The following is a 23,596-nucleotide window of genomic DNA, read 5'->3' on the forward strand; positions in this document are numbered from 1 at the left end:
CACGATTTGTCAGCATATATTTTCAGTCGGTCTGCCCTACGGTTGCTGCGGTATACCTTTTTAGATTTTAGATTGGCACTGATTGATCCTGTGGTCATCATCACTCATTTCCAAATCTAAAATCTAAAATCTAAAATCCTAGGACTACTCCGCAAGTAATAAGTCGATAAAGTTATCCAACTGTTCATTATTCTTTTCGGCTTGATCCTTGCCAATTCTCAGCAGTGCCGATATCTTCTCTTCCGAGGCATCATCAATCGGCAGCGGGTCTTCGTGGCTCAAATCTGGATTAATTCTCAAATATTGATTGGGTCTTTCAATCGCATCATAAATTTGGATTAGCTGATAATTTACCGTTTCAGCAACTCCCGTCATCATGATATTAATCAAAGGCTCAACCCACTCAACTTGACCCCAATTTTTCGCTTCTTCATAGTAAAATTTTTTCTCAGCTTCTCCTGTCCCCAGCGATAAAATTACCATATCTTTTGCTGTCGGGCCTTTGTCAGGCCGATCGTCGGGAATTCTGAATTTATTTCTAACTTCTGCATAGGCACAAAGTGCGGGATTGTTTGCGAAAACTCCCCCATCAATTAAAGCGTAGGGTTCGTTGGTCAAAGAGCGGATTTTGGGAAGTTCAAAGTAAGTGGGAGCTGCAGATGTCGCTCTGGCGATATCTCTAATCAAATAGTCTTCTGCTGGATCTTGTTTAGCATCTATTTGATCGAAAAAGTGAGCTTTTCTCCTTTCGATGTCGTAACTGGAAATTAAACAAGGTTTCAGCAGTTCGCTGAGTTGGCAATCTCTAAAGTTTTCCAAAAAGAATTGTTCTAAGCGCTCGCCTGGATATTTCTCATCTATCAAACCGTCTATAGATCTGAGTTTTTGCCATAATGAACTCTTAAAAACGTCGCGACCGCTCTCAATCGAAAAATTAACAGCATCTTCGGCCGACCACCGAGGTCTGGTGGGATTTTCGGCATCGGGACACAAATAGATGCAAGTTAAAATGCCTCCCGCACTCGTGCCCGCGATTAAATCAAAATAGTCAGCTATTCTCGCATCTGGCTTGCCACTTTTCTGTTGCAGCTTTGACTCAACACTAACTAAAACTTGTGCCGGAATAATCCCTCTAATTCCGCCTCCATCTATGGATAAAATTCTGGTATATTGAGCCATAACTGTTGCCTCTGCTGAATGTTTGCTTGTTTCCTACAGTCCGGGATACAAAAAGTGGTTTGAGAGGCTCATCATAGCGGTAATAGGGGTAAGTTACTTAGGACGCACCCTACATAATTCCGAATTCATGCACCGCTCAATCTCAAATCCCAAATCTTCAATCTAAATTTAATTGGCGGGCTGCGATCGTATAGCGAAAAATGTATTCTACAATTTCTACGTAATTGTAAGCGGCGGCTGGCGAATCTGCCCAGACTGTGATGCCGTGATCGCGAATTAACAAAGCGGGTACAGAGGGCGCACAAATCGCAAAGAATTCGCAAATTTCCTTGGCTATCTTAGGGACTTCTAAATAATTTGTAAAGAGGGGTATCGACACTTGCGGGTTTTCCTCCCATACCCCCAAACCTTTCAGCATTTCGATCGCAGGTAAAGGCACTGCATCTCCAACTGTTAGCCGAGAAACTAAATTTGCCTCGATCGAGTGGACGTGATAGCAAGCTTTAGCGTTTGGAAAACAATTGTAAACGGCTAAATGAATGCTGGTTTCGGCCGAAGGGCGACTGTCGGCAACAGGTTGCTCAACAATTGCGCCGTCTGAGTTCATTCTGATAAAATCTTGTTCAGTTAACTGCCCTTTGGCGCGGCCGCTAGCAGTAATCCAAAAACTGCCATCTGGTAAGCGGGCTGAAAGATTGCCAGCAGTCCCAACCATCCAACCGCGATCGTAAAAATGTTTGGCTGCTGCAATTAAATCCGATCTCAAATCGTCACTCATTCTTTATAATTCCTCAGTTTTTCATTTATTTTTTACATTAATAGGAATTGCGGTGACCTATCTAAACGTAGGGGAATCCGTGCAAAGCTTACCAATACATATCGCTCTCAACGTAGGGTGAGCCATCAGCATTTTACTAAATACACATACCGCATAGTGCGATTTTTTTGTCGCAATTCCTACTGTAATTTCAATTCCATTTCTGGGACAAACTTTCCAAGATATCAAAAAAATTATCCCATTTAGTATAAGGCTTTTGCTGTTCGTCTAGATACTCGGCAAGCCGATCGCGCGCAAACACCGACGAAGCTTGCAAAGCCATATTAAAATCCGTCAGCGAATCTCCGATCGCCACCTGTTCTTCGGCTGGGTGCTGCGCCATCACCCGCACCTTAGCCACCAATTCCTCATCTCCTTCCAACTCAGAATTGACTTGCAACCGAGGGCCGCTAGCGTCCACATCCACAGCGTAAATAACGCTCGCCCGGTGTACCAAATCGCCCATTACCGTCTCTACCATAATCCGAAGACCGCCGGACACGATCGCAAAATCTACCTTTTTGTCGTCCAAAAAATCCAGCAATTCCAACAATCCCGGCCGCATCAGCCTTCCCCTCGAAAATTCCACAATTTCCCCGTAACATTCCGAGGGAATAGACTCTAATAACTGCCGCACTCCCGATCGCAAACTCAGCCTTCTAGCGTATATTTCAGGCATTAGTTGAGACGACAGTTCCGGTGCGAAATGCTTGAGCATTGCCACAAAAGTTTCTTCAACAGTTATCGTCCCGTCAAAGTCGCAGAATACCACCCGTTGCTGATGTTTCGGGATTGAAGATTTTTGCTTGTCATCGGTCATTGTCAGTCGCACCTTTCGAGAACGGGAAAAGTTTACACAATTCATCGTACATTGTCGAGCGATCGATCGCGGCTGCCCAAAACTAATAGTGACCCGCTGTTTGTTGGCAATTTCCCGCAGGATTTTATGCAGATTCTTCGAGAGAATCTTCATCATCCAGGGAATCTTCCAGAGAATCATCCAAGGAATCATCCAAGGAATCATCCAGGGAATCATCCAGAGAATCATCTACGTCCTGCTTTTGGTTTTTTGTCTTTTGGGGGTTAGACTTAGCCGGCAAACAGATTAAATTATCATCCTCAGTATTAATCAAACCTTTCGATCGCAACTTACCCATCAGCCTCGTCACCGTCACCCGCGTTGAGCCGATGGCGCTGCCAATTTGAGCGTGAGTCAAGGCCCAAGGCAGCCGATAGCCCCGAACCACATCCGGTTCGCCGTCACCTACGTAAGGTTCGCCGAACTCCTCGATCAACAAAGTGAGAAATCCCAACAGTCGGTCGATCGTCCGGCGCTGTCCCAAAGTGCTCAGCCAGAGAAGTTTCCGCTGGTGCTGGTAGCGAAACGCATCCAAAATTTCCCTGCGGAAGTGAGGCCAATTATCCAAGTCGTGCCAGTACATCCACACTACGTGAGTTTGATCGGCGTGGGCGTAAGCTTGGAGAGTAAACGGAGACTGAGCAACGAGTTCAAAGGGCTGACCGGCGCCGACGAAGCCCAAAAAAGCTTCTTCTGTAGTTTTGTCAACGGATTTCGACTTCCCCGCCGCAGCGCTAACTTGAGCGCTACCTACGAGTCGCACAGAACCTTTCTGGACTAAATACAGCAGTCCGGGTCTTGCGGGAATCCGCTCGTCTTTGCTAAAAGTCCGGCAGCGGTAGTGTTCCTGGGCCCAGTCGATTATTCGCTGCCAAGTGATAAAAGGTCGATCGATACTCTCTAGAGGTGTGGAAGTTGATTGCATAAGTGAGGCTCTGGGATATATTTAATAGTGAGAAAAACAGCTTCTGCCAGCAGTGCGATACAAAGTGAGACAACCAACCCCCGATCGAGCTTGCACGCTTCTTAACTATGCTGACTTTTCTGTGTTTTACCTAAAAATTTAATGTAGCAAAAAATACATCAAAAGGGTAGAGGTCAGCAAAAAATTTGTCGTAAATTATTGTATAGTTAGCAAACAAATCGCTAGAAAGCACATTAATGCGATGTAGCCCCGCCCGGGGGAGCCGATCGACTATCTCTGACATCAGCAGTTTAACGTACAAGAACAGTGCAAGTGGTAACAGTCGATCGTCGCTGTTACCGTAGGATCGGTCGATATGGATACAGCAAATATCTCGCAGTGCCCGGAAGTTACAGTGAAGTGTTTCTTGCTTTCCAAGTTCCAAAGCGCGATCGCCCAGCAAGAGACACTAGGGGAAATTCCATTAAATCTCATAGATTGCACCATTCTCAAGAACGGGCAAGATGCCAATTTCACAAGAGATGAATTTTCTTGTGGAACGGGCATCTTGCCTGTTCCTAAACAAGTAATTGAGAATGGTGCAATATTTCCGTTAAATCGGAGTAAAGATAGCGCGCGGGTACTGTACGTGTCTGCGATCGCCCTGAAATTGGCTAAAACTTGGCAGCAGACACCGCAGACAATCGCGGCACAGTTGGCCGAAACACTCCAACCGCTGTGCTACCCGGATTTCGCCGTTAAAGTAGCGCCGGCGGGAATTATCGAGATGGAGTTGACTGATGCAGGTTTAGCCGTCTGGTTGCAGCGTTTAACTCAAACGAACCTTCCAGTTTCAGAATCTAAAATATTATCTTCTGCTGTATGCGCCGATCGACTGTTTCCCATTCAGTACAGCCACGCGCGCTGCTGTTCCCTGCTGCGAATGGCCCACCGCGATCGGATAATTTCGATCGCCCAGCCCGACGTGGCTACAGCGCCGCAAATTTGGTTCCTAGCGAATCCAAATCCTATCCCTTGGATTGACGAGGGCGATCGACTGCGGTTAGTGCATCCCGCAGAACGCAGTTTAATATCGCAACTGTTAACAGTGCTAGACAATTTATATCCTACTTTTGATGTAAAGAACCGCGAAAAACCTATCAATTATTTCAAATTAGCCAATAGTTTGAGCGAAGCATTTCAGATTTTTTACAGCCAGTGCCGAATTTGGGGTAAAGTTAAAATAGAACAGCCCAAACTCGCCCAATCTCGCTTGGGCTTAATATTAGCAACTCAATCTTTGCTGCGATTTATCCTAGAAGAGTTATTGAACGCTCTTGCTCCTTTAGAACTTTGATTTTGTTCCCATTTTTAGCAACCTTTATTCATACCAAGAGGTGGCTTTCCGAAAGTTCCCTTGACTTTTTTTATCGGAAAAGCTCTTTATTTTATCGTGTTCACCCTGAAAAATCCAGTAACCTACTGTCGCATATAAAATTTATAAAAACTTAGCTATTTATTGATTAACTCTTAATAATGCTATTAATAATTATTCTCTAATTTGGGGATTCTTATTTTCCCTAATTTATTTAAGTAATCTTTCTTTTGGCTTTTTAGAGAGGTGATTTTTAGCTTGCATCTAGGGCTGTCTTACTTAAAATATTTAATCTTATATTATACAATTAAGCTGCGTAGCAGCTCATCTATTGGCTATCCAGTATGCTCGAAACACAAGAAGAAGATTACAGAACGAGTCCTCTCCCTCTTCAGGAAATCCAAGAGGATATAGCCTTACCAGAGACGGTACTTCTGACCACTCCGCCTCTAAAACTTTCCAAACCGGAAACTCGGTCAAGCCTCAGAGCACTAACTTTGGAGAGTGTCTTCGCTACGCTTTTTTACAGCATCATCGGCGGCGCGTTGCTCAGTAATTTCTTGCTGGATTTAGGGGCTGGCCCAGTCGAAATTGGTATGCTCGCCTCCATTCCTCAACTGGTAAATCTGCTCCAACCGTTGGGAGCTTATATAGGAGACCGACTGCAAAGCCGGCACTGGTATTCCCTCTGGATTTTCGGACTGTCGCGACTGCTGTGGCTGATTCTCGTGCCAGCAATGTGGTTGGGAGGCTCATTTCAGCTCGCTGGACATCAGGTAGTGCAGTTGACATTGGCAATCATCTGGGTAACTCAAGTCTTAGAATCTTTAGGTCGTGCTTCCTTCTTGAGCTGGTTGGCGGTTTTAGTACCTCAGCGGTTGCGCGGGCGGTATTTTGGCTTTCGCAATAGTGCTGTGAGCTTGACGAATCTCATTGGTGTGCCGTTGCTGGCTCTCGTGGTATCGAACTGGCCCGGTGGAAGGCTCCAAGGTTACAGTGCCATCTTGGTTTTAGGAATTGTGCTTGGCATCATCAGTCTAGGTTGTCAGTTCTTTATGACCGATGTGAACCCAAAGCTTGTACACGTAACGCATTCAGATATAGGCGAAAAATCATCCATAGGGGCAATTTTTAGCTTTCTCAAGGAAGCCAATTTTTTAAAGTTTTTGCTTTACTCTGGCCTATGGAGCTTTGCTGTTAACGTCAGCGCTCCCTTCTTTAACCTTTACTTGCTCGATGACATAAATATAGATGTCAGCGTGGTAACGCTCTACAACAGCTTAGGAGCGGGTGCTAACTTACTGATGCTGGTTTTTTGGGGCAAACTGGCTGACCGGGTTGGGAACCGCCCCATCATGATAGTAGTGGGAATCTTGGTGGCTCTGACCCCTGTGCTCTGGCTAGAAGCTGGAACGGCTCCAATTTTTATATGGGTCTGGTTCCCGCTGTTGCACATCATCGGCGGTGCAACATGGGCGGCGATCGACCTGTGCAGTGGTAATCTGATGATGTCGGTGACACCACTACGCAATCAGTCCCTTTACTTTGCGATCGCGGCGGCGGTTCCTGGTGTCACTGGGGCAATGGGAATCACCCTTGGTGGCTTTATCGCCACTTTGACCAATCTCGGTGGCTTGCCAGGGGTGTTTGCCCTCTCAGCCGTCTTACGACTGGCGGCTATCCTGCCCTTGGTTTTTGTTGGCGAGCAGCGTTCTGTGTCTTTGGGTAAGTTTTGGCTGCTTTTGTTGCCCGCTTGGTGGAGAAGAGTGGCGATTGAACCTGGAGACATCAGGTTTCAACCATTAATAGTTGAACAGTTGGGCTCTCCGCCTGAAAGCTCAGGCGATCGGTCTTCAACAGTTGATTGATTGTACGGCACAAAAGGCGCGCCTTAGCTCAGACAACTGCATAGTGTGTAAATTTTCGCATAATCCCTGCATCTAGTTTAAGGCGTTGCAGGCGAGATTTGATTTTTTCCAGGTTTTGCGATCGGCAGCGTTACGGTAAATGTACTGCCGACGCCTTCTTCACTGATCAAAGTAATTTGGCCACCGTGCAAGTCAACGCATTTTTTAACAATGCTCAGCCCCAGTCCAGTACCGGGAATTCGACCGACATTTTTAGCGCGGTAAAATGAATCAAACAGCCGTCCTTGGTCTGCTACAGGTATGCCAATTCCTGTATCCTGTACAGAAAAGATAGCCTCGGTTTCAGTAACTTTTAATTCAAAGATTACTTCGGTATTTGGGGGAGAATACTTAATAGCATTTGACAGCAAATTGCCCAGAATGCGCCGGAGCAAGCTTACTTCCAAAGACACCATCGCCGATTGACTGTGATTCACAAAAATCAGCGTCACCGGATCGCTTGGAGGTTTCAACTTCAGGCTGCTCTGAAATTCCCCTACCAACTCATTACAAAACTTTGCTAAGTCTAGCGGTACCAAGCAAAACCCGGCTTGTCCTGACTCAACACGGCCCAGCAGCAGAACATCGTCTAATAACTGATCGATACCTTTGGCGGCTGCTTGAGTTTTGTCTAAGAGTTCTTGTGTTTTCTCCTCTGTTAATGTCAACTTGTACTTGGTAAGAAGTTGTGTAGTGCCGATGATGAAATTCAAAGGATTGCGAACGTCGTGGGCAATCATGTACAGCAAAGATGTTTTCATCTCGTTGAGTTCTTGGGCTGTTTGCAGAGTGCGATCGAGTTGGTCGTGAGACAATTTAAGAGTTAAAGACAACTGGCGCGAGCGCAGCAAAATCTCCACCCGCGCTTGCAATTCAATCTTCTCGATCGGAGCGATAATCAAATCGTCAATACTTTGCCAAATAAATTGCGTTGCCATCCCTACATCCGAGCGGGATGTAATCAAAAGAAAAGGCAAGCATACCGGGTGTTCTGCCTGTTTTTGGGCTGCCACCCATTGCCAGTGGCGTTTCAGCGAAATACCGTCAATTATCGCCAGGTCAAAAGATTGATTAAATGGTAAAAAATCCTCACTATTTTCTGTTGAGTGTGGCAGCAATACCTCATAGTAAACAGCTAGCCATTCTAACAACAGGCGGCGATTTTCTTTCTGTTCGACAAGCAATAAAATTTGACTCACGCAGGTTCTCCTAGCAAGCTGTGAACAATTCCCAGCAAATCTCTAACGATCAAAGGTTTTACCAACATATTCCGAGCACCGTGGCAGAGGCTTTCGTGCTGAATAGCAGCGCTTTGTTTGGGCGAGAGTATCAAAAAAGGGATTTGGTGATTTCGCAGTTGTTCGCAGCACTCCCAAATCCGGCGGTCGAAACCAGAAATATCTACTAAAGCCATCCCGATCCTAGCAGGCTGACTGATAGCTTGTGCAACATCTTCAAAGTTATAAGCCGCGATCATCTGGTATCCTTCTTTATTGAGAAATTGTGCTAATAGTTCCAAGTTTCGCTGATTGCGGTCTACGGCTAAAATTATTGAGTTGCCAGTCATTTATCAGCTTCCTGTGAATACGGGTTATACCATTTTAGATTTTAGATTTTAGATTTTAGATTTTAGATTTTACAATGGCGAGTGACTGATTATATATGGGTTGGGAGGTGGCCTAAAGTTGGCTTCTTTTTTTATCTGGTATTAGCTTACTTTTCGGCGAGGGATTACATCGGTTTTCACTTACGTGAACTACCGATGATCTGACACAGGACACGGCCGCGTGCCCTGGGCCCCTACTGTATTTTATAGAATTGAAAACTACACTACGATAAAAGTCGAAAAATACACAAAATTACCAATATATTTAAGTTTTCCAGGGCTTAGGCTAGTGGTAAGGTGCGCGGTGCGCCCCCTACAGCTAGTGGTGAGGTGCGCGGTGCGCCCCCTACTCATTAGTAGATTCACGACTGCAAAATTAGCTGCACTTGCCCAAAAACAACACTACAAACCCCGATTCAATCTTCATCCGCTCCCCCCTCAATCCACACCGGCGCCGAACTCAAGATGCCACGCAGCCCCGCTATCGGTTTGCTGACTTTGATGCCGTAGCGAGTAATCTCAAGTTCTCGCAGAGTTCTCTCAAAATTGCTGACTCGTTTTTTAATTACTCCGATCGCCTTGCGGATTTCTGTCCTATTATGCAGTTGGCGTTCCAGATAGCGTATAAACAGAAGATTATCCGCCAAATAGCTAATCCCGATCTCGGTCAGCCGAAAATCTCCGCTAATGGCTTCTACCTCATTAATCAAGATAACGGTGACTCCCATATTCTTCAGATACTTGCACAAAGCGTGCAAATTGTTTACCAAATCTTGCCCCTGCATCGAAAGCTGATAGCCAGAAATACTGTCAAGCATCACAATCCGCGTCTTTTCCTGCTCCACCTCCTGGCGTACCATACAGGCAAACTGATCCGGCGAGTACAGCAAAGGTTCCACAGGTATCACGGAAAGACTTCCTTGCCCCATCATCGCCCCAACCGGAATGTTAACTGATTCGCAGCGCTGCAGCAGAGTAGAAGTTGACTCCTCAAAAATGTAAACTACCGATCGCTCCCCCCTTCCTGCGGCTTCCTTCATAAACTGAATCCCCACCGTCGTTTTACCAACGCCGCTAGGCCCGCTAATCACCGTCACAGTCCCCCGTTCCAGTCCCCCGTGCAGTAGTTCGTCGATTTCTGGAACCCCAGCAGAAATCGTTTCAGCAACAAAATCCTGTTGAAAGTTGTCCGGAAGCAGTCGCGGAAATACCTCCATACCAGTCTGACTCAGGCGGAGCGAATGGCGGCCGCTGCGGAAGTTGGAGCCTCGCAGCTTGGTGACAGACAGGGTGCGTCCTTCAGGGCGCAGTTCTAAATAAATTACTCCGTCGCTGATGAATTGCAAATCGTCATCGGGAGCACTTGAGGTGCCTTCGGAGGTAAACACCACCGTCGCCCCCCCTTCCACCAAAAACCGCAGAAAAGACAGAACTTGCTTGCGAAACTGAAACTCATCCGCAGCTAAATAGCGAAATTGAGTAATTGCGTCCAAAAACACCCGTTGTGGCTTGACAGCTTGGACTCGCTCAATAATCTTTTGTGTAGTCGGTTCTCGCTCAACCTCCGAGGGCGAGAAAATGTCATAAGTCTGAACTTCTGTAAAAAATTCTGACGATGGGCTCAAATCGAGGAACGCCATCGCTTCAATATCAAAACCGAGACTTGCGGCATTGGCCCGCAATTGCGCTTCCGGTTCTCCTAAAGTAATAAAGAGGGGCGTTTCTCCCACAGCCACACCTGCTGCCAAAAAGTGAAAGCCCAGTGTAGTCTTGCCAGTACCCGGGCCGCCGCGCACCAGATAAGAGCGTTGAGAAATTAGGCCGCCGCCAATCACTTCGTTGAGACCGGTAATTCCCATAGAAATTCGGTTTTGAGACATTTGTTTTTTCATGTTTTGAATATCGGGCCCGTATTAATATTTAATGGTTTTAGGCAGTGTTTTGATAATTTTTTTTACCGGGCGTCTGATAACCTTCATGAAATCTTTTTCTACCGAAAATTACGTAAGCATACAAGAATTAGAAAGTATTGTCGGGGCTGCTGGCATCTGTCGCTGGCAAGATACAGAGCCATTTTGGCAAGAACGGGTAGAAAAAGCAGTTGCCCCCGACACGAAAATAGATTGTACCCTTTATCCGAATACTCAGGAAGAATTGGCGGCTGTCATTGCTTGGGCACAGCAACATCGCTGTGCAGTCTTGCCTTGTGGCAGTGGCAGCAAACTTGATTGGGGTGGTTTAGTTAAATTAGACTCCGATCCCCCCCAGCCCCCCTTAAAAAGGGGGGAGCAAGATGTTGTCAAAGTGGGTCTTTTGAAGGGGGATTTAAAGGTATCTCCTGATGCAGCGGGGCTTGTGGCTGTCAGCACTTCGCGTCTGAATCGGCTTGTAGAACACGCTGTGGGCGATTTAACCGTGACTGCGGAAGCGGGAATGAAGTTTGCCGATTTGCAGCAAATTTTAGCAGCAGCAGGTCAATTTTTGCCGATCGACCCAGCCTATCCGCAAGAGGCAACCTTGGGTGGCATTGTCGCTACTGCTGATGCGGGTTCCTTGCGGCATCGCTATCGGGGGATTCGCGATTTGCTGTTGGGAATTACGTTTGTGCGATCGGACGGTAAAATTGCGGTAGCCGGAGGTCGAGTTGTTAAAAATGTCGCCGGCTACGACTTGATGAAACTGTTGACCGGTGCTTACGGTACCTTGGGCGTCATTTCTCAAGTAACTTTCCGAGTTTATCCCCTCCCTGAATCATCGGGAACCGTAGTGCTGACAGGGGAAATTAATGCTTTGTCCCAAACGGCTCAAATCTTATTATCCTCTGCTTTGACACCAAGTGCGATCGATTTGCTGTCACCGGAATTAGTCGCAAAATTAGGCTTAGGAAAGGGCACGGGATTAATCGTTAGATTTCAAAGTATCGCAGAAAGTGTTAAACAACAATCAGCTCGCTTACTGGAAGTTGGCGAAAAGTTGGGTTTGCAAGGCACTAGCTGCGGCGAAAATGATGAGCATCAGTTATGGCAAAGATTGCCAGAAACAATGTGGGATTCTGGCACAAAGTCGGCAATTATTTGCAAAATAGGAATCAGACCGTCGGAAGCTGTAACGGCAATTAACGAATTGCCGGTACAGGACGCTTTGATTCATGCAGGCAGCGGTTTGGGGGTTTTGCGGTTTGAGGCTGCGACTGCGGCAACGCTGTTGCAGGTACGCAGGGGGTGCGAAGCGAAAGGCGGTTTTCTGACTGTTTTAGCAGCGCCGACCGACATCAAGCAAGAGTTAGATGTTTGGGGCTATACTGGAAGTGCGATCGATTTAATGCGCCGGATTAAACAGCAGTTTGACCCGGAAAATATTTTGAGTCCACATCGTTTTATAAGCGGTATTTAGTTTAAACTTTATAGTCCGCAGTTCAGGTTTTTTATTCCGAGTCGGAATTATTGGTGAACCAGATTTGTTTTTTAACGAACCGCGAAGGCGCCTTAGCGCTAGACCGCGAAGGAATAGAAATGAAGAGCAGTGTTTGTTTGTTTGACGGATTTAGGTTGGCTATGAATAGCAACCGCGCCCGACGTTTAGGATGTTCTTAATTGCTAAAACATAAGCGGTCGCTTGCTTCTAACTTCTCTCCTAGATAACTAAGGCTTTATTACTTTTTCCTTGTTCTTTCTTTCTGTCATATATGCAAACTTCAGAAAAATCTCCAGTTCCCAGCGACGATTTAAAACCTGCCAAAGAAAGCAATTTTTTAGCACAAAATCCCCACTTACAAACCCTCGAAGTCCCAGGTTTCGACCCCAACAATCCGCCCGACCCGAAATTAATCGATACTTGCGTACACTGCGGATTTTGCTTGTCAACTTGTCCGAGTTATCGCGTACTCGGCAAAGAAATGGATTCCCCCAGAGGCCGCATTTATTTAATGGATGCAATTAACGAAGGTGAGGCACCTTTAAACGAAGCAACGTCACAGCATTTCGATACTTGTTTGGGCTGTTTGGCCTGCGTTACAACTTGCCCTTCTGGAGTTCAATACGACAAATTAATTTCTGCAACTCGCCACCAAGTTGCCAGAAATCAGGAACGCACTTTTTCCGACAATGTAATTCGCACTCTGATTTTTAATCTCTTCCCTTATCCTCACAGATTGCGACCTTTACTTGTACCGCTGTTTATTTATCAAAAATTAGGACTGCCAAAACTTGTCCGCAAAACAGGTTTGCTGAAAAAAGTCTTTCCCCGCTTGGCGGCGATGGAATCAATTTTGCCGAAAGTTACTGTCGATTCTTTCCGGGATAATTTACCAGAGGTAATTCCGGCACAAGGGGAGAAACGCTATCGAGTCGGCGTGATTTTAGGCTGCGTGCAGCGGCTGTTATTTTCGCCAGTTAATGAAGCTACAGTGCGAGTTTTAACGGCTAACGGTTGCGAGGTGGTGGTTCCTAAAAGTCAGGGATGCTGTGCTGCTTTGCCGGAACACCAAGGCCAAGCGGAACAGGCGAAAGCTTTGGCGAGACAAATGATTGATAGCTTTGAAAATACGGGTGTTGATTTTGTGATTATCAACGCTGCTGGCTGCGGCCATACTTTGAAAGAATACGGTCATATTTTAGCAGATGACCCTGATTATCGAGAGAAAGCTGAGAAATTTGCTGCTAATGTTAAGGACGTGCAAGAGTTTTTGGCCAGTGCGGGAATTACCGCGAAACTCAATCCTTTGATTGAGGGAGATTTGACAATTGTTTATCAGGATGCGTGTCATTTGTTGCACGGGCAAAAGATTAGTTTGCAGCCGCGTCAGTTGTTGCAACAAATTCCGGGGGTGAAGTTAAAAGAACCTGTGGATGCGGCTTTGTGCTGCGGGAGTGCGGGGGTTTACAATATGCTTCAGCCGGAGATTGCTGATGAATTGGGAGTGCAAAAGGTTGAGAATTTGCTGAATACTGGGGCGGAGTTGATTGCTTCTTCTAATCCGGGTTGTTCTTTGCAAATTAAGAAGCATTTGGAGTTGCAGGGAAAGGAAGTTACTTTGATGCACCCAATTGAGCTTTTGGATTATTCGATTCGCGGGGTGAAGTTGCTGAGGAAGTAGTTTTCTAGGGCGGGCGGTGTCCGCCCTATTTTCGATGCGCTCTTTTGTGAATGAGATTTTTTTTTAATGAATTGCAGGAATTCACAGGCGGGGCGCCTGTTCCACAGAGGAGCGTCGGGTGAAGAGTTGCAAATTTATCGCCCTGACGGCGAACTGTTTACAAGTTACGAGGAGGTTTCTCGTAGCTTGGAACAAGCCCAATATCGGGCACAACAAGCCCAACAGCGGGCTGCTGTACTGGCAGAAAGACTGCGATCTATGGGAATTGACCCGGAACAATTGTAAACTAGATGGGGAAAAGAGCGATCCTCTTCGAGGGCTTCGCTAACGGGCGATCGGGCTTTTGAGAAAACAAAAATGCGATCGCCACAATGACTATTTCCCCTCTTCTAACCTCAAAAAATGCACCTGTCCCGAAGCTTCCGCCACTACGATTGTCACCCCATCAGGTGCAGTAGCGCAAGCTTTCAAAGCACTATCTCCCCTGAAACTAGCAATTACTTCTCGACTTAACAAATCCCAAACTTTGAGAGAATTATCGTCCGAAACAGAAATTGCCTTTGTTCCCATAGTCGCCACAGATGTTACCGCCTCAGCATGACCTGCCAAAGTAAAAACTTCTTTTCTACTTGACAAATCCCAAACTTTCAAATTGTGTTCCCGCCCCCCCGAAATCGCCCATTTGCCATCGGCCGTCACTGCCACAGCATTCACAAAACTCTCATGACCTTTGAGAGTGAAAAGTAGATTTTTGACGGCTAAATTCCAGAAATTTGCCAAAATGTTCTTTTCTTTCCCCAAACTCCAAACTTTCAGAGTTTTGTCGCCGGATGCCGAAATAATCCGCTTGCTGTCGGGAGTAACTGCCACAGCTTTTATCGCGTCCTCATGACCGGAAAAAGTAAAAAGTTCCTCTCCTGTTTCTAGATTCCAAACTTTAATAGTTTTGTCGGCCGAACCGGAAATCGCCATCGTTCCGTCTGCTGTCACTGCCACAGAATTTACCCAGTCTGTATGACCAGTGAAAGTAAAGATTTCCTTTCCGGTTTCTAGATTCCAAACTTTCACAGTCTTGTCGCCGGAACCCGAAACTACTCGCTTGCTATCCGGTGTTATTGCGATCGCTTTTACCCAATCTTGATGTCCCGAAATAGTAAAAATTTCCTGTCCGTTTTTGAGATTCCAGACTTTAATGCTGTTGTCTCCTGAACCGGAAATCGCTTTCGTACCGTCCGCCGTCACTGCTACAGCATTTACCCAGTCATCGTGACCTGCAAATGATAAATTTTCTTTGCCTCTTTCTAAGTGCCAAACTTTGAGAGTTTTGTCAGAGGAACCAGAAACTATCCGCTGGCCGTCGGGGGTAACAGCCACAGCATTCACTGGGGCAATGTGATTGGTAAAAGTGAAAAGTTCTTCTTTTGTTTCTAGATTCCAAACTTTCAGCGTTTTGTCGCCGGCAGCCGAAATTACCCGTTTGCCGTTGGGACTGACCGCCACAGCTTGAACGAAACTGCTGTGTTTTCCTAAAGTGAAAAGTTGCTTTCTTTCTGACAAACTCCAGACTTGAACAGTTCCGTCGTAACTGCCGGAAATTATTTGTTCGCCGTCGGGAGTAACTGCTACACTTTTTACCCAGTCTTCATGACCCGTGAGAGTAAAAAGTTCTTTTCCGGTTTGTAGGTTCCAGACTTTCATGCTATTGTCGCCTGACCCGGAAATCAACCGTTTGCTATCAGGAGTTACTGCTACGCACTGGACAAAACTGCTGTGACCTTTGAAGTTAAAAATTATTTCCCTGCTTGTCAAATCCCAAACTTTAATACTGCCATCCCAAGAACCTGAAATTACTCGCTTGCCGTCGGGAGTTACTGCTACTGCTTCTACGGCAAAAGTATCGCCGGCAAAAGTAAATATTTCTTGTCCAGTTTCTAAATCCCAAATTTTAATCGTATTGTCCCAAGAACCGGAAATTACTTTAGTGCCGTCGGGGGTGACAGCTACAGCATTGACGTAGGTAAGATGACCTTTGAGGGTGGAAAGTTCTTCTCCTGTTTCTAAGTGCCAAATTTTGAGAGTGTGGTCGGAGGAGGCAGAAATTGCCCGCTTGCCGTCGGGGGTGATTGCTACAGCTTGTACCCAGTCTGTATGTCCGGTGAGGGTACGCAATAATCTCCCGCCGGGAGGAGTAAAGCTGGGCGTTAGCGGTCGCAGCCAGGGGGATGTTTGGTGTTGTGCCTGTGCTAGCAGTGCTTGAATTTCAGGACTTTCAAAGCACATCAAGCGGGCTATTAGTTGGGTAGCTAGTTGGGTTTTATCTGTGGCTAGAATGTGGGCAGACAGCCGAATTGCTTCTTGGATTAATCTGAGTTGGTCGGCTTTTGGGTCTGAGATAATAATATTGGGACTTGTTGCTAAATCGTAATCTTCTATTAGCGCCTGTACTCCCGATGCTGACAGCTTGGCTTTAATAAAATTGTAATCTGTTAGTAAGCTGTATAATTTTTCGTAGTCTGAAGTCGCTGCTAGCTGACTTGGCAGGATTCCCAGGTAGTGGGTCTGTTCTGCGGGCTGCATTTTATCCAGCCCTTGTGTAAACTCGGTCATAAATTTACGGATGTGTTTTTTAAATGTATGCGATCGCTAGCTGCACCCTACCGAAAAGCCGATCGAGAATCTTTTCTCTTAGACTTAGCATGACATATTTGAATGCTCTGTGCTATGGGCTTGCTGTCCTCGGTTTGGTGATGGTTCGATGAATTGCTTGTTTTTTAGTCCGAGTCTGCTTTGAGAATTTTCAAGCAGTGCGATTACAATAAATCGTCGCCAACATAATTCAACTCAGCAACGCCCAATTTACCGATCTATAGACACAAGCTCACTTATATCGTTGTTTTTCTTAACATAGCTAGTCTTTGGGCGGTGATGGTCGCTCAATCAACACTGTCAAAACTCAAAAATTTTAGGTATCGCAATCCTATTTAAAGTGCGAAAAAGACTTTTTATAACGAAATATGATGGCGGATGCTCTAATTTTGTGTCAACTAGGCCGCATCAGCGAGGCAGATGTCCCCCTGGTTGGGTTTTGTACCTCAACGGCATCTGCAACCTGTTTCGCCCAAAGCTCTCAGAAAGCTTTGCAGGTGCGCGCCCTTCCTCTAAAATATAGAAAAGGACTTGCACTCTTAAACCGGATTTCTAAACAAAATCATTGGTTTGACCGCTAGGTACGTAGGAAGAAACCGGGTTTCTGACTCCATAGCGCGCAAGTCACGATCGCAAATAAAGCAGTATTGACTTTAGAGACAAATTTCATGGATGTTATCGAGTTTTTCGAGTTAAGTGCAGGTAAATGGTTTTCTCAGCGTACCGTACACAATCTCAATTCTGGGGAATTGCAGGCAGGTAAATCCGACCTCAAAATAGAAATACTGACAGCTAGCGATGCAGCAGTGGTCAAACTTTGCCAACAACACTCGATTAACCCGGCTTCAACTGGGCTAACCAGCGTTCGGATTAGTTGGGACGGTATTCCCGATCGCGACAAAGCTAAACAAATCGGTTCTACCATACTAGCGATCGTACCAAATCCCGACAATCCCAGCGAAGGCAAAGTGTTGCAAGACAAGGGTAACGGCCGCTACGTGATGGGCGACGACGTGCTGACATTGATTACAGAATCAGACACCCTTCATGCCGAAGAAAGGCTGTGGTATCTCATGCCCAATCTGCGGTTGCGGACTAGCGTTGTTAAGCAAGCTAACGGTACTGAACAAGCTTCTTTTTGTTCGGAAATTCGGATGGGAGGAAGTCCGACAACTTAACTCTCACAAACAACTATGTAATTCCCAAACATTACACCACTTACACAAAAAAATGCAACTGTAGGCAGATCCAAATCACGATCTTCATCAGTCATTCCTAATTCTTTAATCGACAATCGAAAAGGGTATTACACCCTATTTCTGCTTTCTCCCTTCTTTCTTCTGCCTTCTCGTGCCTTCTCGGGCAATCGCTTTTAACTTGGTATGAAAATCAGTGTGTTTGACAACTGGAAATGATTTTGCCACAGGTTTGTCCGCTAATTTGTGCTCAGCTTCGGCTCGATCGGCGATGGCGGTAACAGCCACATCTTCATATACTACAAATTCTGTATTTTCTTTTGTGCGATCGTCGGCGGCAGGTAATTTTCCTGTTTCCTCTGCCTCTGTGTTTGGGACTTTTTCATGAAGCGCCACATCAAGTTGCGCCTCTGAGGGCCCACGCCAATCTAACTCTCCTGCAGTTACTTCCGATTCCTGGTTCGATAAAAGTATATCTTCCGGTGACAGTTGAGCAGCACTTTCCCCCGTTAAATTTTGAGGAAAATTATTGCACACCAAGCGTTCAAACTCGCGATTGAAATGATAGAGAGGTTGACCTATCCGATGCCACATACTCAATAGCTGTTCCACAGAAACAGCCTTGTAGCGCCCTTGATAAAGCGCTTCAACCACTGCTAAACGCAGCCAATAGCCGGGATACTTGGTCAGCCATTCACCCGCCAATTTCTCGGCTTTTTTGCCACCTAGGTCAAAACCGTAGTGAACCAGCAGAGCCGCTGCTTGTGCAGATATTGCCGTCACTTCTGTCATTTGTTGTCTGTTGACTGTTGACTGTTGTCTGTTGACTGTTGTCTGTTATCTGTTATCTGTTGACTGTTGACTGTTATCTGTTGACTGTTGTCTTTTGGTTCCAATTACCCAATTACCAATTCCCCATTACCTATTGCCTATTATGACTTCCCCATTACCAATTCCTCATGCCCAATTCCCAATTTCCAATTTCCAATTGAATTAATCGGATAAACGCACGCCTCCTTCTACAGTTCGCGCGTCCCCGGAAAAAGGTTGGGGAGTCCCATTCCAGTTGAAGTCGCTAATTCTAAAAGTCAGGCTGCCGACTTGACGCTCAGGGTTAAAACGCAAAATGATTGCGTAGCTGCGGCGGCTGTATTCTAAGGTGTAATTCGTACTGATTGTTTCCCCGCTTTCTAAATTAATAGCACTTTGAAATCCGACTCGAAAGCCTCCGTAAACTTGCTGGACAAGTCCAAAAGACAGGACTCTCAAATCTACTAAGCGATCGAATAAAAACGGCGAGATACCGTCGCGCCCCACCTGGGTATAAGTCACGTTAAACCCAGTGTAATCGAGGAAAGGGCGGGAGAAATGACCGAACTGCCCTTGAATGCCGACGCTGGGGGCGAGCGAATTTTGTCGATCGCCGCTGCTGTAATAAGTACCAACTCCCCGGAGTCCCAAGGCCAGTTGCAAGAAAGGAACCACCGGCGTCCGCGTATACCTCAAACCCTGGGTGGGAGTGCGGGGGAGAGGTTCGCCCTCCCACAAGTTGAAGCCGCGGCTCAAGGCGAAGCTAACTTGGGAACGGCCCAGATCGACGCGGTTGTTTTCCCGCACTGGTTCGAGCAAGTCTGGTCGATCGGTGTCAGCATTGATAAATTGATACCCAGCTTGGTAGCTGAGATTGATGCCAGTGCCTCCGAGTTGGATGACTGGGGAAGTGAGGACGGCCCCGAGGCTGCTCTGCACGGTTTGATAGCCCAAAGAACCGTTAAACAGCCGATCGCGATAACTGTATTCTGCTGCCAGAGTGTGAGTGCCGATCAACTGTCGGAGGCGCAAATTGCCCCGAAAGCTGTTTTCCGGCAAATTCGGGAAATTTTCAAAACTCAGAAATATTGCCGATCCGTCCAGCCTGGTGCGCGGGCCGAGACTAGCGCCCAACCTCGCCCTCAGCCCGTAGCTGTCGGGAAAAAACGGATTACCGCCGTGCTCTGCCACAATCCGCTGAAGGTAAATTTGGGGCGTCAGAGTCAGCCGCACCGGCCCGTTTTGCAACACCTCAAAACCGCACTCGGCATACAAACCGCCTCTTTCGCCCCCGTCGTAACCAAAGGTCAAACACGGGCCGCTCTGCTGCCGGCTGTCAAACACTTGCCTGCGGGGATACACGGGTATTTTCACGCGGTTGTCGAACACCAAGCGGGGTTTAGTTGTGACTAATTCCTCTGCCGTGGGCGAAATCCTTCTAATCGTCGCCGTCCGGGCCCTGTATTCAAATTCCGGCGGGGAAAACGGGTCGTTAGTAAGCCGAATGTTTGTTGCTACCCTCGCGCCGTCTGGCAGCAGTTCGATGCGTTCTGCTTCAAAGCGGACGCGGTTGACGGCGCCGGTCACTTGGGGGGCTGCTAGCTGTCCGCCGCCGCCGATAGTCACTGTAGCAGCGCCGGGGGATTTGACTCCGCGCAGGGGCTGCTGGCTGGTAATTCGATCGCTCAGGGGCTGTTCGAGAATCGTCCCGGCACTGATATCTGTCGGCAGTGTGGGGGTCAATTCGCTACCTGCTGCGGGCAGGAATATTTCGCCGCTGGCTTGTTCGACTGCGCCGGCGTTGAGGCCGAGATTGAACTCCATCCGCTGGCCGCGCACTACTTGTTGGCCGCGGGTATAGGCGACATTGCCGGAGGCTACCACTTGGCGGGTGACTAAGTTGACGATCGCGCGATCGGCATCAATCACAGTTTGCCGGAACCGCACAACGACATTACCAACCGCCGTCACAATTTGCTGCTTGTCGTCGAATTCTTGGCTGTCCGCCTTAACTTCAATAGTATCGGCCGGAGTCACCGGAAAAGGCACCGTCCGCTGAGAAGGGGCGGTGCGGACTCCCGGCACGGCTGGTTTAGGTTTCGGTGTCGGGGCAGGGGGTGTTCTGGGTGCGGGGGTGGTTGCTGGTGCGGGAATGTCGAACTCCTGTTGCCCGCTGGGTGCTGGTTCCGGCGCGGGTTCGGGAACGGGAATTTCAGCAGGTTGGGGAGAGTTATCTTCTAACTGCCGGCCTTGGGCCTGATACCAACTTTCCTGCTTTGCGACAAGATTTCTCTCCTGTTTTCTCTGCGCCTCTGCGGTTCGTTTCCGATTGCGAATGGCAATGGCATTTTCTACCGAACCCAACTGGTAAGCAGTAAACGAGGAATCTTTCGGAGTTTCCGCAGTTTCGGGTTCTCTCACAGGGGCCCGACGCTGAAATCCCACCACTGCCTCGCCGCTTTCGACTTCCGCTAGGGGGTCGGCGATTTCTGGAGGCCGATCGGTGGCTGGGGTGGTGCCGAGGAGTGTGGCGGCAGGTTCTGCTGGGGCTGGTGTGGGTTCTGGCTGAACGATCTCTGGGCTTGGTTCCGGTATTTCTGCGGGGTTGCTGCGGGTGTCTCCATCGCCGGCCGCCACAGTGAGGGCGACTTTTTTTGGCTTTGCGATGTAGATGATGGCAGAGGGTTCTGGCGGCGGTACCGGATAGGGCATAGTTACAACAGGTAAGTCATCCGATTTTAGATTTTAGATTTTAGATTTTATAGGGTGCAAATTATTGAAAATTTTTGCATCTAAAAGGCAACTGTTTAGACATTAAATCTGACATCTAAAATTTGCAGTGGTTTTGGCGCGCCGAAATATGGCTGCTTTGAGAACTTGCTTCCGCCACAAGATAACCTCGCTGCTAGTGCGAGGTCAAGTTTTTTTCGACTAATTTTTGCGAGTTTGCGGGCTAGCTGGGGGGCTGCGGTGGCGTACCCCCCAGCCACCGGGCGGGATAACTTGTTTATTCCATGTCTCTGCGGTTGGGGTTCCGGGCTGGGTCATTGGACAAAAATCCAAATATGAACAGGGAAACAAAAAATAAAACAACTACATTAACTACGATTTTGAGGGTTAGCACTGTGGGAGTCTCCAAAGATGGCATAATACTGAGCTGATTTGCTGCTGTTGCAGCAACTTTTTTATCATAAGCTAAAGATTAGTCAATTTTATCTTTGCTTTTGAGGATTTTTGGCAAGTTGATTTTTGCCCAATTCCACAGTTGCTCGGCGATGTTTTCTAGCCGCAGCATAACTCGATCGAGCCATTCGAGCACTTGTTCTAGCGGGTGCTTAATATATCCCATCGATTCTGCTTTTGTTTCTAAGTAGTCTCCCTCGGATGGGACGCCTGCGCTGGGATTTTTTGGTTCGGCTGCGGCGGGGGTTGCGGCGGTGTATCTGCTAGTTTGCGCGGTGATTGCTGCTGGGGATTGGTTTTTTTGTCCGGTGTTCGGGTTTGTGTTTTTTGGCACTTGGGTTTCCGGCGCGCGCCCTGGGGTTGATTCTGCTGCGAGTGCAGAGCTATTTTTTTGAGTAACTGCTAAATCAGATAAATCAGATGCTGTTTGGGGTTGGCTTTTTGAGCTTTTTGCCAGCAAGCTCTGTTTTAGCTGCCCCAGCAGGCTGTGAAGTGCTTCGGGGTAAGGGGATATTGAGACTGCGGTCGATCGACCTTCTGCCAATTCTCCTAATTCTGCTATTTTATCTTTGACTTTGGCGCTGCTTTGTGCTTCTGCATGGGGTTCGGAACTTCCGTCGGTTAAATGCTGCGGTGCTGCTTCCCCGAATAAGTCTTGCCAGTTCAGCCACGGTCGATCGACCTCTGGGCTGTTTTGTGTGTTTTCTTGTTCTTGTCGCTGTTTCAAATAATACTGAATTGCGACAGATTTCTCCGTATTATCGCTGGCAGCCGTTTCTTTGCCCAAAAGGTGGTCTACTGACGACCAAATGACTTGTTCGATGTTTCGAGCGTATTTTTCGAGGATGTCGCGGGCGGAAAAATCTAAATTGGTTTCGGTGCCGGATGTGTCAATTTTTACTCCGGGGTTTTCTGTGGGTGCGGCGATTGTTTTTGCCGAGGGCGGGAGGGTAAATTCTTCCAGGTTGACGGCGGCGCGATCGAGTAATGTAACAAAGGAGAGAGGACTAGAGGGTCGATCGAACTTGCTGTTAAAATTAGTTTCTAGTTGTGGGGTATTGCGGTCGATCGAATTCGATGCCGCAATTGACTGCTGTGCGGTTTTTGCTTCGATCTGGGCGCGGGCTTTTTGGACTAGGATTGAATTGCGGTCGATCGATTTTTTAACTGCGAGGATTGATTCTCCAAATTGATTTCTTTTGAGGGCAACCGGACTCGTCTGAAGCCATGCCATCAATTCCCAAAAACGACGCACCGGCGGCAACTGCGCTTTTTTGGCCGCCGACTCCAAACCGAGATTAAATTTTAATTCTTTTTGGGTAATTTCCCGCCGTTCGGACCCGCAGTTTGCTACTTCCCAAGTTATGCGACCTTCGAGCAGTTCCTGCTGTTGGGGTGTCAAAATATCTAATATCTGATTTTCCCTTCCGACCAATACTAAAGTGCGGGCTGGGATAAAACTGGCAATTCCCTCAACTTTCGGTTGCGGTTTTAATCCAGTTTTAGCAAGCGGGTTTTCTAAGACGGAAGTGGTTTGATGCTTTGTGAGTTGCCCGCTAAAATTGATTGCCGGATGTAAATCGCTAGCAGTATTTCCCTGATTAATTAACAGCGGGAAGGTGGCTAAAGTTTTCGCGGTTTGCGACGAGGTGAGTAAATTTTCGGCGAGGTGCAAAATTTCGGCGATCGAACTTTCGTCGGAAGTTTCCCCCTGATACCAATTTTGTTGCCCATCGGGATTTTCGTCCCCGACAAATTCTTGCAGTTCAGGTAAATCTACTTTTTGACTTGATTCCCGCAACTGTCGGCCCAGCAGTCGGGAACTTTGCACCAGCAAATAAGCTGGATAAAGCAGAATTTGGGTGGCGGTGAGAGTTGCTTCTTTAATTTGACGCCAAGTTCGATCGCAATTGTCAGCGACTTGGCGGGACTGTTTCGATATAAAATTTAATAGCCGGCTTTGGTATGGGCCGTAGTAACCGTTGGACATAAGTTTAATTATTGAATTCAGATTTTTGA

The 23,596-nt window shown here is 47.2% G+C and carries 18 protein-coding genes; 6 read left to right on the top strand and 12 right to left on the bottom strand.

Annotated elements, in window-relative coordinates; all coding sequences use genetic code 11:
* Nucleotides 1–144: 144 nt before the first annotated feature.
* The 4 genes from QUB33_RS18375 to QUB33_RS18390 all read right to left on the bottom strand — a co-directional run bounded on the left by QUB33_RS18375 (nucleotide 145) and on the right by QUB33_RS18390 (nucleotide 3,780).
* Entirely contained in the window at nucleotides 145–1,179 is a 1,035-nt protein-coding gene (locus tag QUB33_RS18375; RefSeq protein ID WP_333352236.1) for a patatin-like phospholipase family protein, read from the bottom strand.
* A 157-nt stretch (nucleotides 1,180–1,336) separates the two neighbouring features.
* Complete coding sequence (gene mtnB, locus QUB33_RS18380) at nucleotides 1,337–1,957, bottom strand: methylthioribulose 1-phosphate dehydratase (protein ID WP_333352241.1); 621 nt, start codon at nucleotides 1,955–1,957, stop codon at nucleotides 1,337–1,339.
* Nucleotides 1,958–2,147: 190 nt separating this feature from the next.
* Nucleotides 2,148–3,044, bottom strand: coding sequence for an HAD-IB family phosphatase (locus QUB33_RS18385; protein WP_333352244.1), 897 nt, complete (start codon nucleotides 3,042–3,044; stop codon nucleotides 2,148–2,150).
* Nucleotides 2,941–3,780: a Crp/Fnr family transcriptional regulator gene (locus QUB33_RS18390; RefSeq protein ID WP_445299535.1), complete on the bottom strand. Its 840-nt coding sequence runs from the start codon at nucleotides 3,778–3,780 to the stop codon at nucleotides 2,941–2,943. The genes QUB33_RS18385 and QUB33_RS18390 overlap by 104 nt, the downstream gene beginning before the upstream one ends.
* Before the next feature lie 355 nt (nucleotides 3,781–4,135).
* On the opposite strand from QUB33_RS18390, the gene QUB33_RS18395 reads away from it, so the two are divergent.
* The gene (locus tag QUB33_RS18395) at nucleotides 4,136–5,116 is read left to right on the top strand and encodes a DALR anticodon-binding domain-containing protein (protein WP_333352247.1); all 981 of its coding nucleotides are present in this window, start codon (nucleotides 4,136–4,138) and stop codon (nucleotides 5,114–5,116) included.
* Between the two features lie 362 nt (nucleotides 5,117–5,478).
* A complete protein-coding gene (locus QUB33_RS18400; RefSeq protein ID WP_333352251.1) occupies nucleotides 5,479–7,002 on the top strand; it encodes an MFS transporter in 1,524 nt (507 codons plus the stop codon).
* 77 nt (nucleotides 7,003–7,079) lie between these two features.
* Here the strand turns inward: QUB33_RS18400 and QUB33_RS18405 are convergent, their stop codons facing one another.
* From QUB33_RS18405 to QUB33_RS18415, 3 genes are all read right to left on the bottom strand, one after another.
* On the bottom strand, nucleotides 7,080–8,240 hold the full coding sequence (locus tag QUB33_RS18405; protein ID WP_333352254.1) for an ATP-binding protein: 1,161 nt from the start codon (nucleotides 8,238–8,240) through the stop codon (nucleotides 7,080–7,082).
* Nucleotides 8,237–8,608, bottom strand: a complete 372-nt coding sequence (locus tag QUB33_RS18410) for a response regulator (RefSeq protein WP_333215812.1) — start codon at nucleotides 8,606–8,608, stop codon at nucleotides 8,237–8,239. Before QUB33_RS18410 ends, QUB33_RS18405 begins: the two co-directional genes overlap by 4 nt.
* Before the next feature lie 455 nt (nucleotides 8,609–9,063).
* The gene (locus QUB33_RS18415; RefSeq protein ID WP_333352257.1) at nucleotides 9,064–10,527 is read right to left on the bottom strand and encodes an ATPase domain-containing protein; all 1,464 of its coding nucleotides are present in this window, start codon (nucleotides 10,525–10,527) and stop codon (nucleotides 9,064–9,066) included.
* A gap of 97 nt (nucleotides 10,528–10,624) precedes the next feature.
* On the opposite strand from QUB33_RS18415, the gene QUB33_RS18420 reads away from it, so the two are divergent.
* From QUB33_RS18420 to QUB33_RS18430, 3 genes are all read left to right on the top strand, one after another.
* Nucleotides 10,625–12,040, top strand: a complete 1,416-nt coding sequence (locus QUB33_RS18420) for an FAD-binding oxidoreductase (protein WP_333352261.1) — start codon at nucleotides 10,625–10,627, stop codon at nucleotides 12,038–12,040.
* Nucleotides 12,041–12,332: 292 nt separating this feature from the next.
* Nucleotides 12,333–13,742 (top strand): heterodisulfide reductase-related iron-sulfur binding cluster, encoded by a 1,410-nt coding sequence (locus QUB33_RS18425; RefSeq protein WP_333352264.1) that lies wholly within the window; start codon nucleotides 12,333–12,335, stop codon nucleotides 13,740–13,742.
* Between the two features lie 66 nt (nucleotides 13,743–13,808).
* On the top strand, nucleotides 13,809–14,027 hold the full coding sequence (locus tag QUB33_RS18430) for a hypothetical protein (RefSeq protein WP_333352268.1): 219 nt from the start codon (nucleotides 13,809–13,811) through the stop codon (nucleotides 14,025–14,027).
* 90 nt (nucleotides 14,028–14,117) lie between these two features.
* On the opposite strand, the gene QUB33_RS18435 is transcribed toward QUB33_RS18430, so the two are convergent.
* Nucleotides 14,118–16,361, bottom strand: a complete 2,244-nt coding sequence (locus QUB33_RS18435) for a beta-propeller domain-containing protein (RefSeq protein WP_333352297.1) — start codon at nucleotides 16,359–16,361, stop codon at nucleotides 14,118–14,120.
* A 695-nt stretch (nucleotides 16,362–17,056) separates the two neighbouring features.
* Here QUB33_RS18435 and QUB33_RS18440 point away from each other — a divergent pair.
* Nucleotides 17,057–17,566: a phycobiliprotein lyase gene (locus QUB33_RS18440; protein WP_333352271.1), complete on the top strand. Its 510-nt coding sequence runs from the start codon at nucleotides 17,057–17,059 to the stop codon at nucleotides 17,564–17,566.
* Nucleotides 17,567–17,701: 135 nt separating this feature from the next.
* Here the strand turns inward: QUB33_RS18440 and QUB33_RS18445 are convergent, their stop codons facing one another.
* The 4 genes from QUB33_RS18445 to QUB33_RS18460 all read right to left on the bottom strand — a co-directional run bounded on the left by QUB33_RS18445 (nucleotide 17,702) and on the right by QUB33_RS18460 (nucleotide 23,567).
* The gene (locus QUB33_RS18445) at nucleotides 17,702–18,376 is read right to left on the bottom strand and encodes a hypothetical protein (protein ID WP_333352274.1); all 675 of its coding nucleotides are present in this window, start codon (nucleotides 18,374–18,376) and stop codon (nucleotides 17,702–17,704) included.
* 201 nt (nucleotides 18,377–18,577) lie between these two features.
* On the bottom strand, nucleotides 18,578–21,106 hold the full coding sequence (locus tag QUB33_RS18450; protein ID WP_333352278.1) for a DUF3769 domain-containing protein: 2,529 nt from the start codon (nucleotides 21,104–21,106) through the stop codon (nucleotides 18,578–18,580).
* A 295-nt stretch (nucleotides 21,107–21,401) separates the two neighbouring features.
* On the bottom strand, nucleotides 21,402–21,518 hold the full coding sequence (locus tag QUB33_RS18455) for a photosystem II reaction center protein I (RefSeq protein ID WP_039887172.1): 117 nt from the start codon (nucleotides 21,516–21,518) through the stop codon (nucleotides 21,402–21,404).
* 78 nt (nucleotides 21,519–21,596) lie between these two features.
* The gene (locus tag QUB33_RS18460) at nucleotides 21,597–23,567 is read right to left on the bottom strand and encodes a hypothetical protein (protein WP_333352281.1); all 1,971 of its coding nucleotides are present in this window, start codon (nucleotides 23,565–23,567) and stop codon (nucleotides 21,597–21,599) included.
* Nucleotides 23,568–23,596: the final 29 nt, after the last annotated feature.

This window comes from Microcoleus sp. B3-A4 (assembly GCF_036705385.1).
Taxonomy (GTDB): Bacteria; Cyanobacteriota; Cyanobacteriia; order Cyanobacteriales; family Microcoleaceae; genus Microcoleus.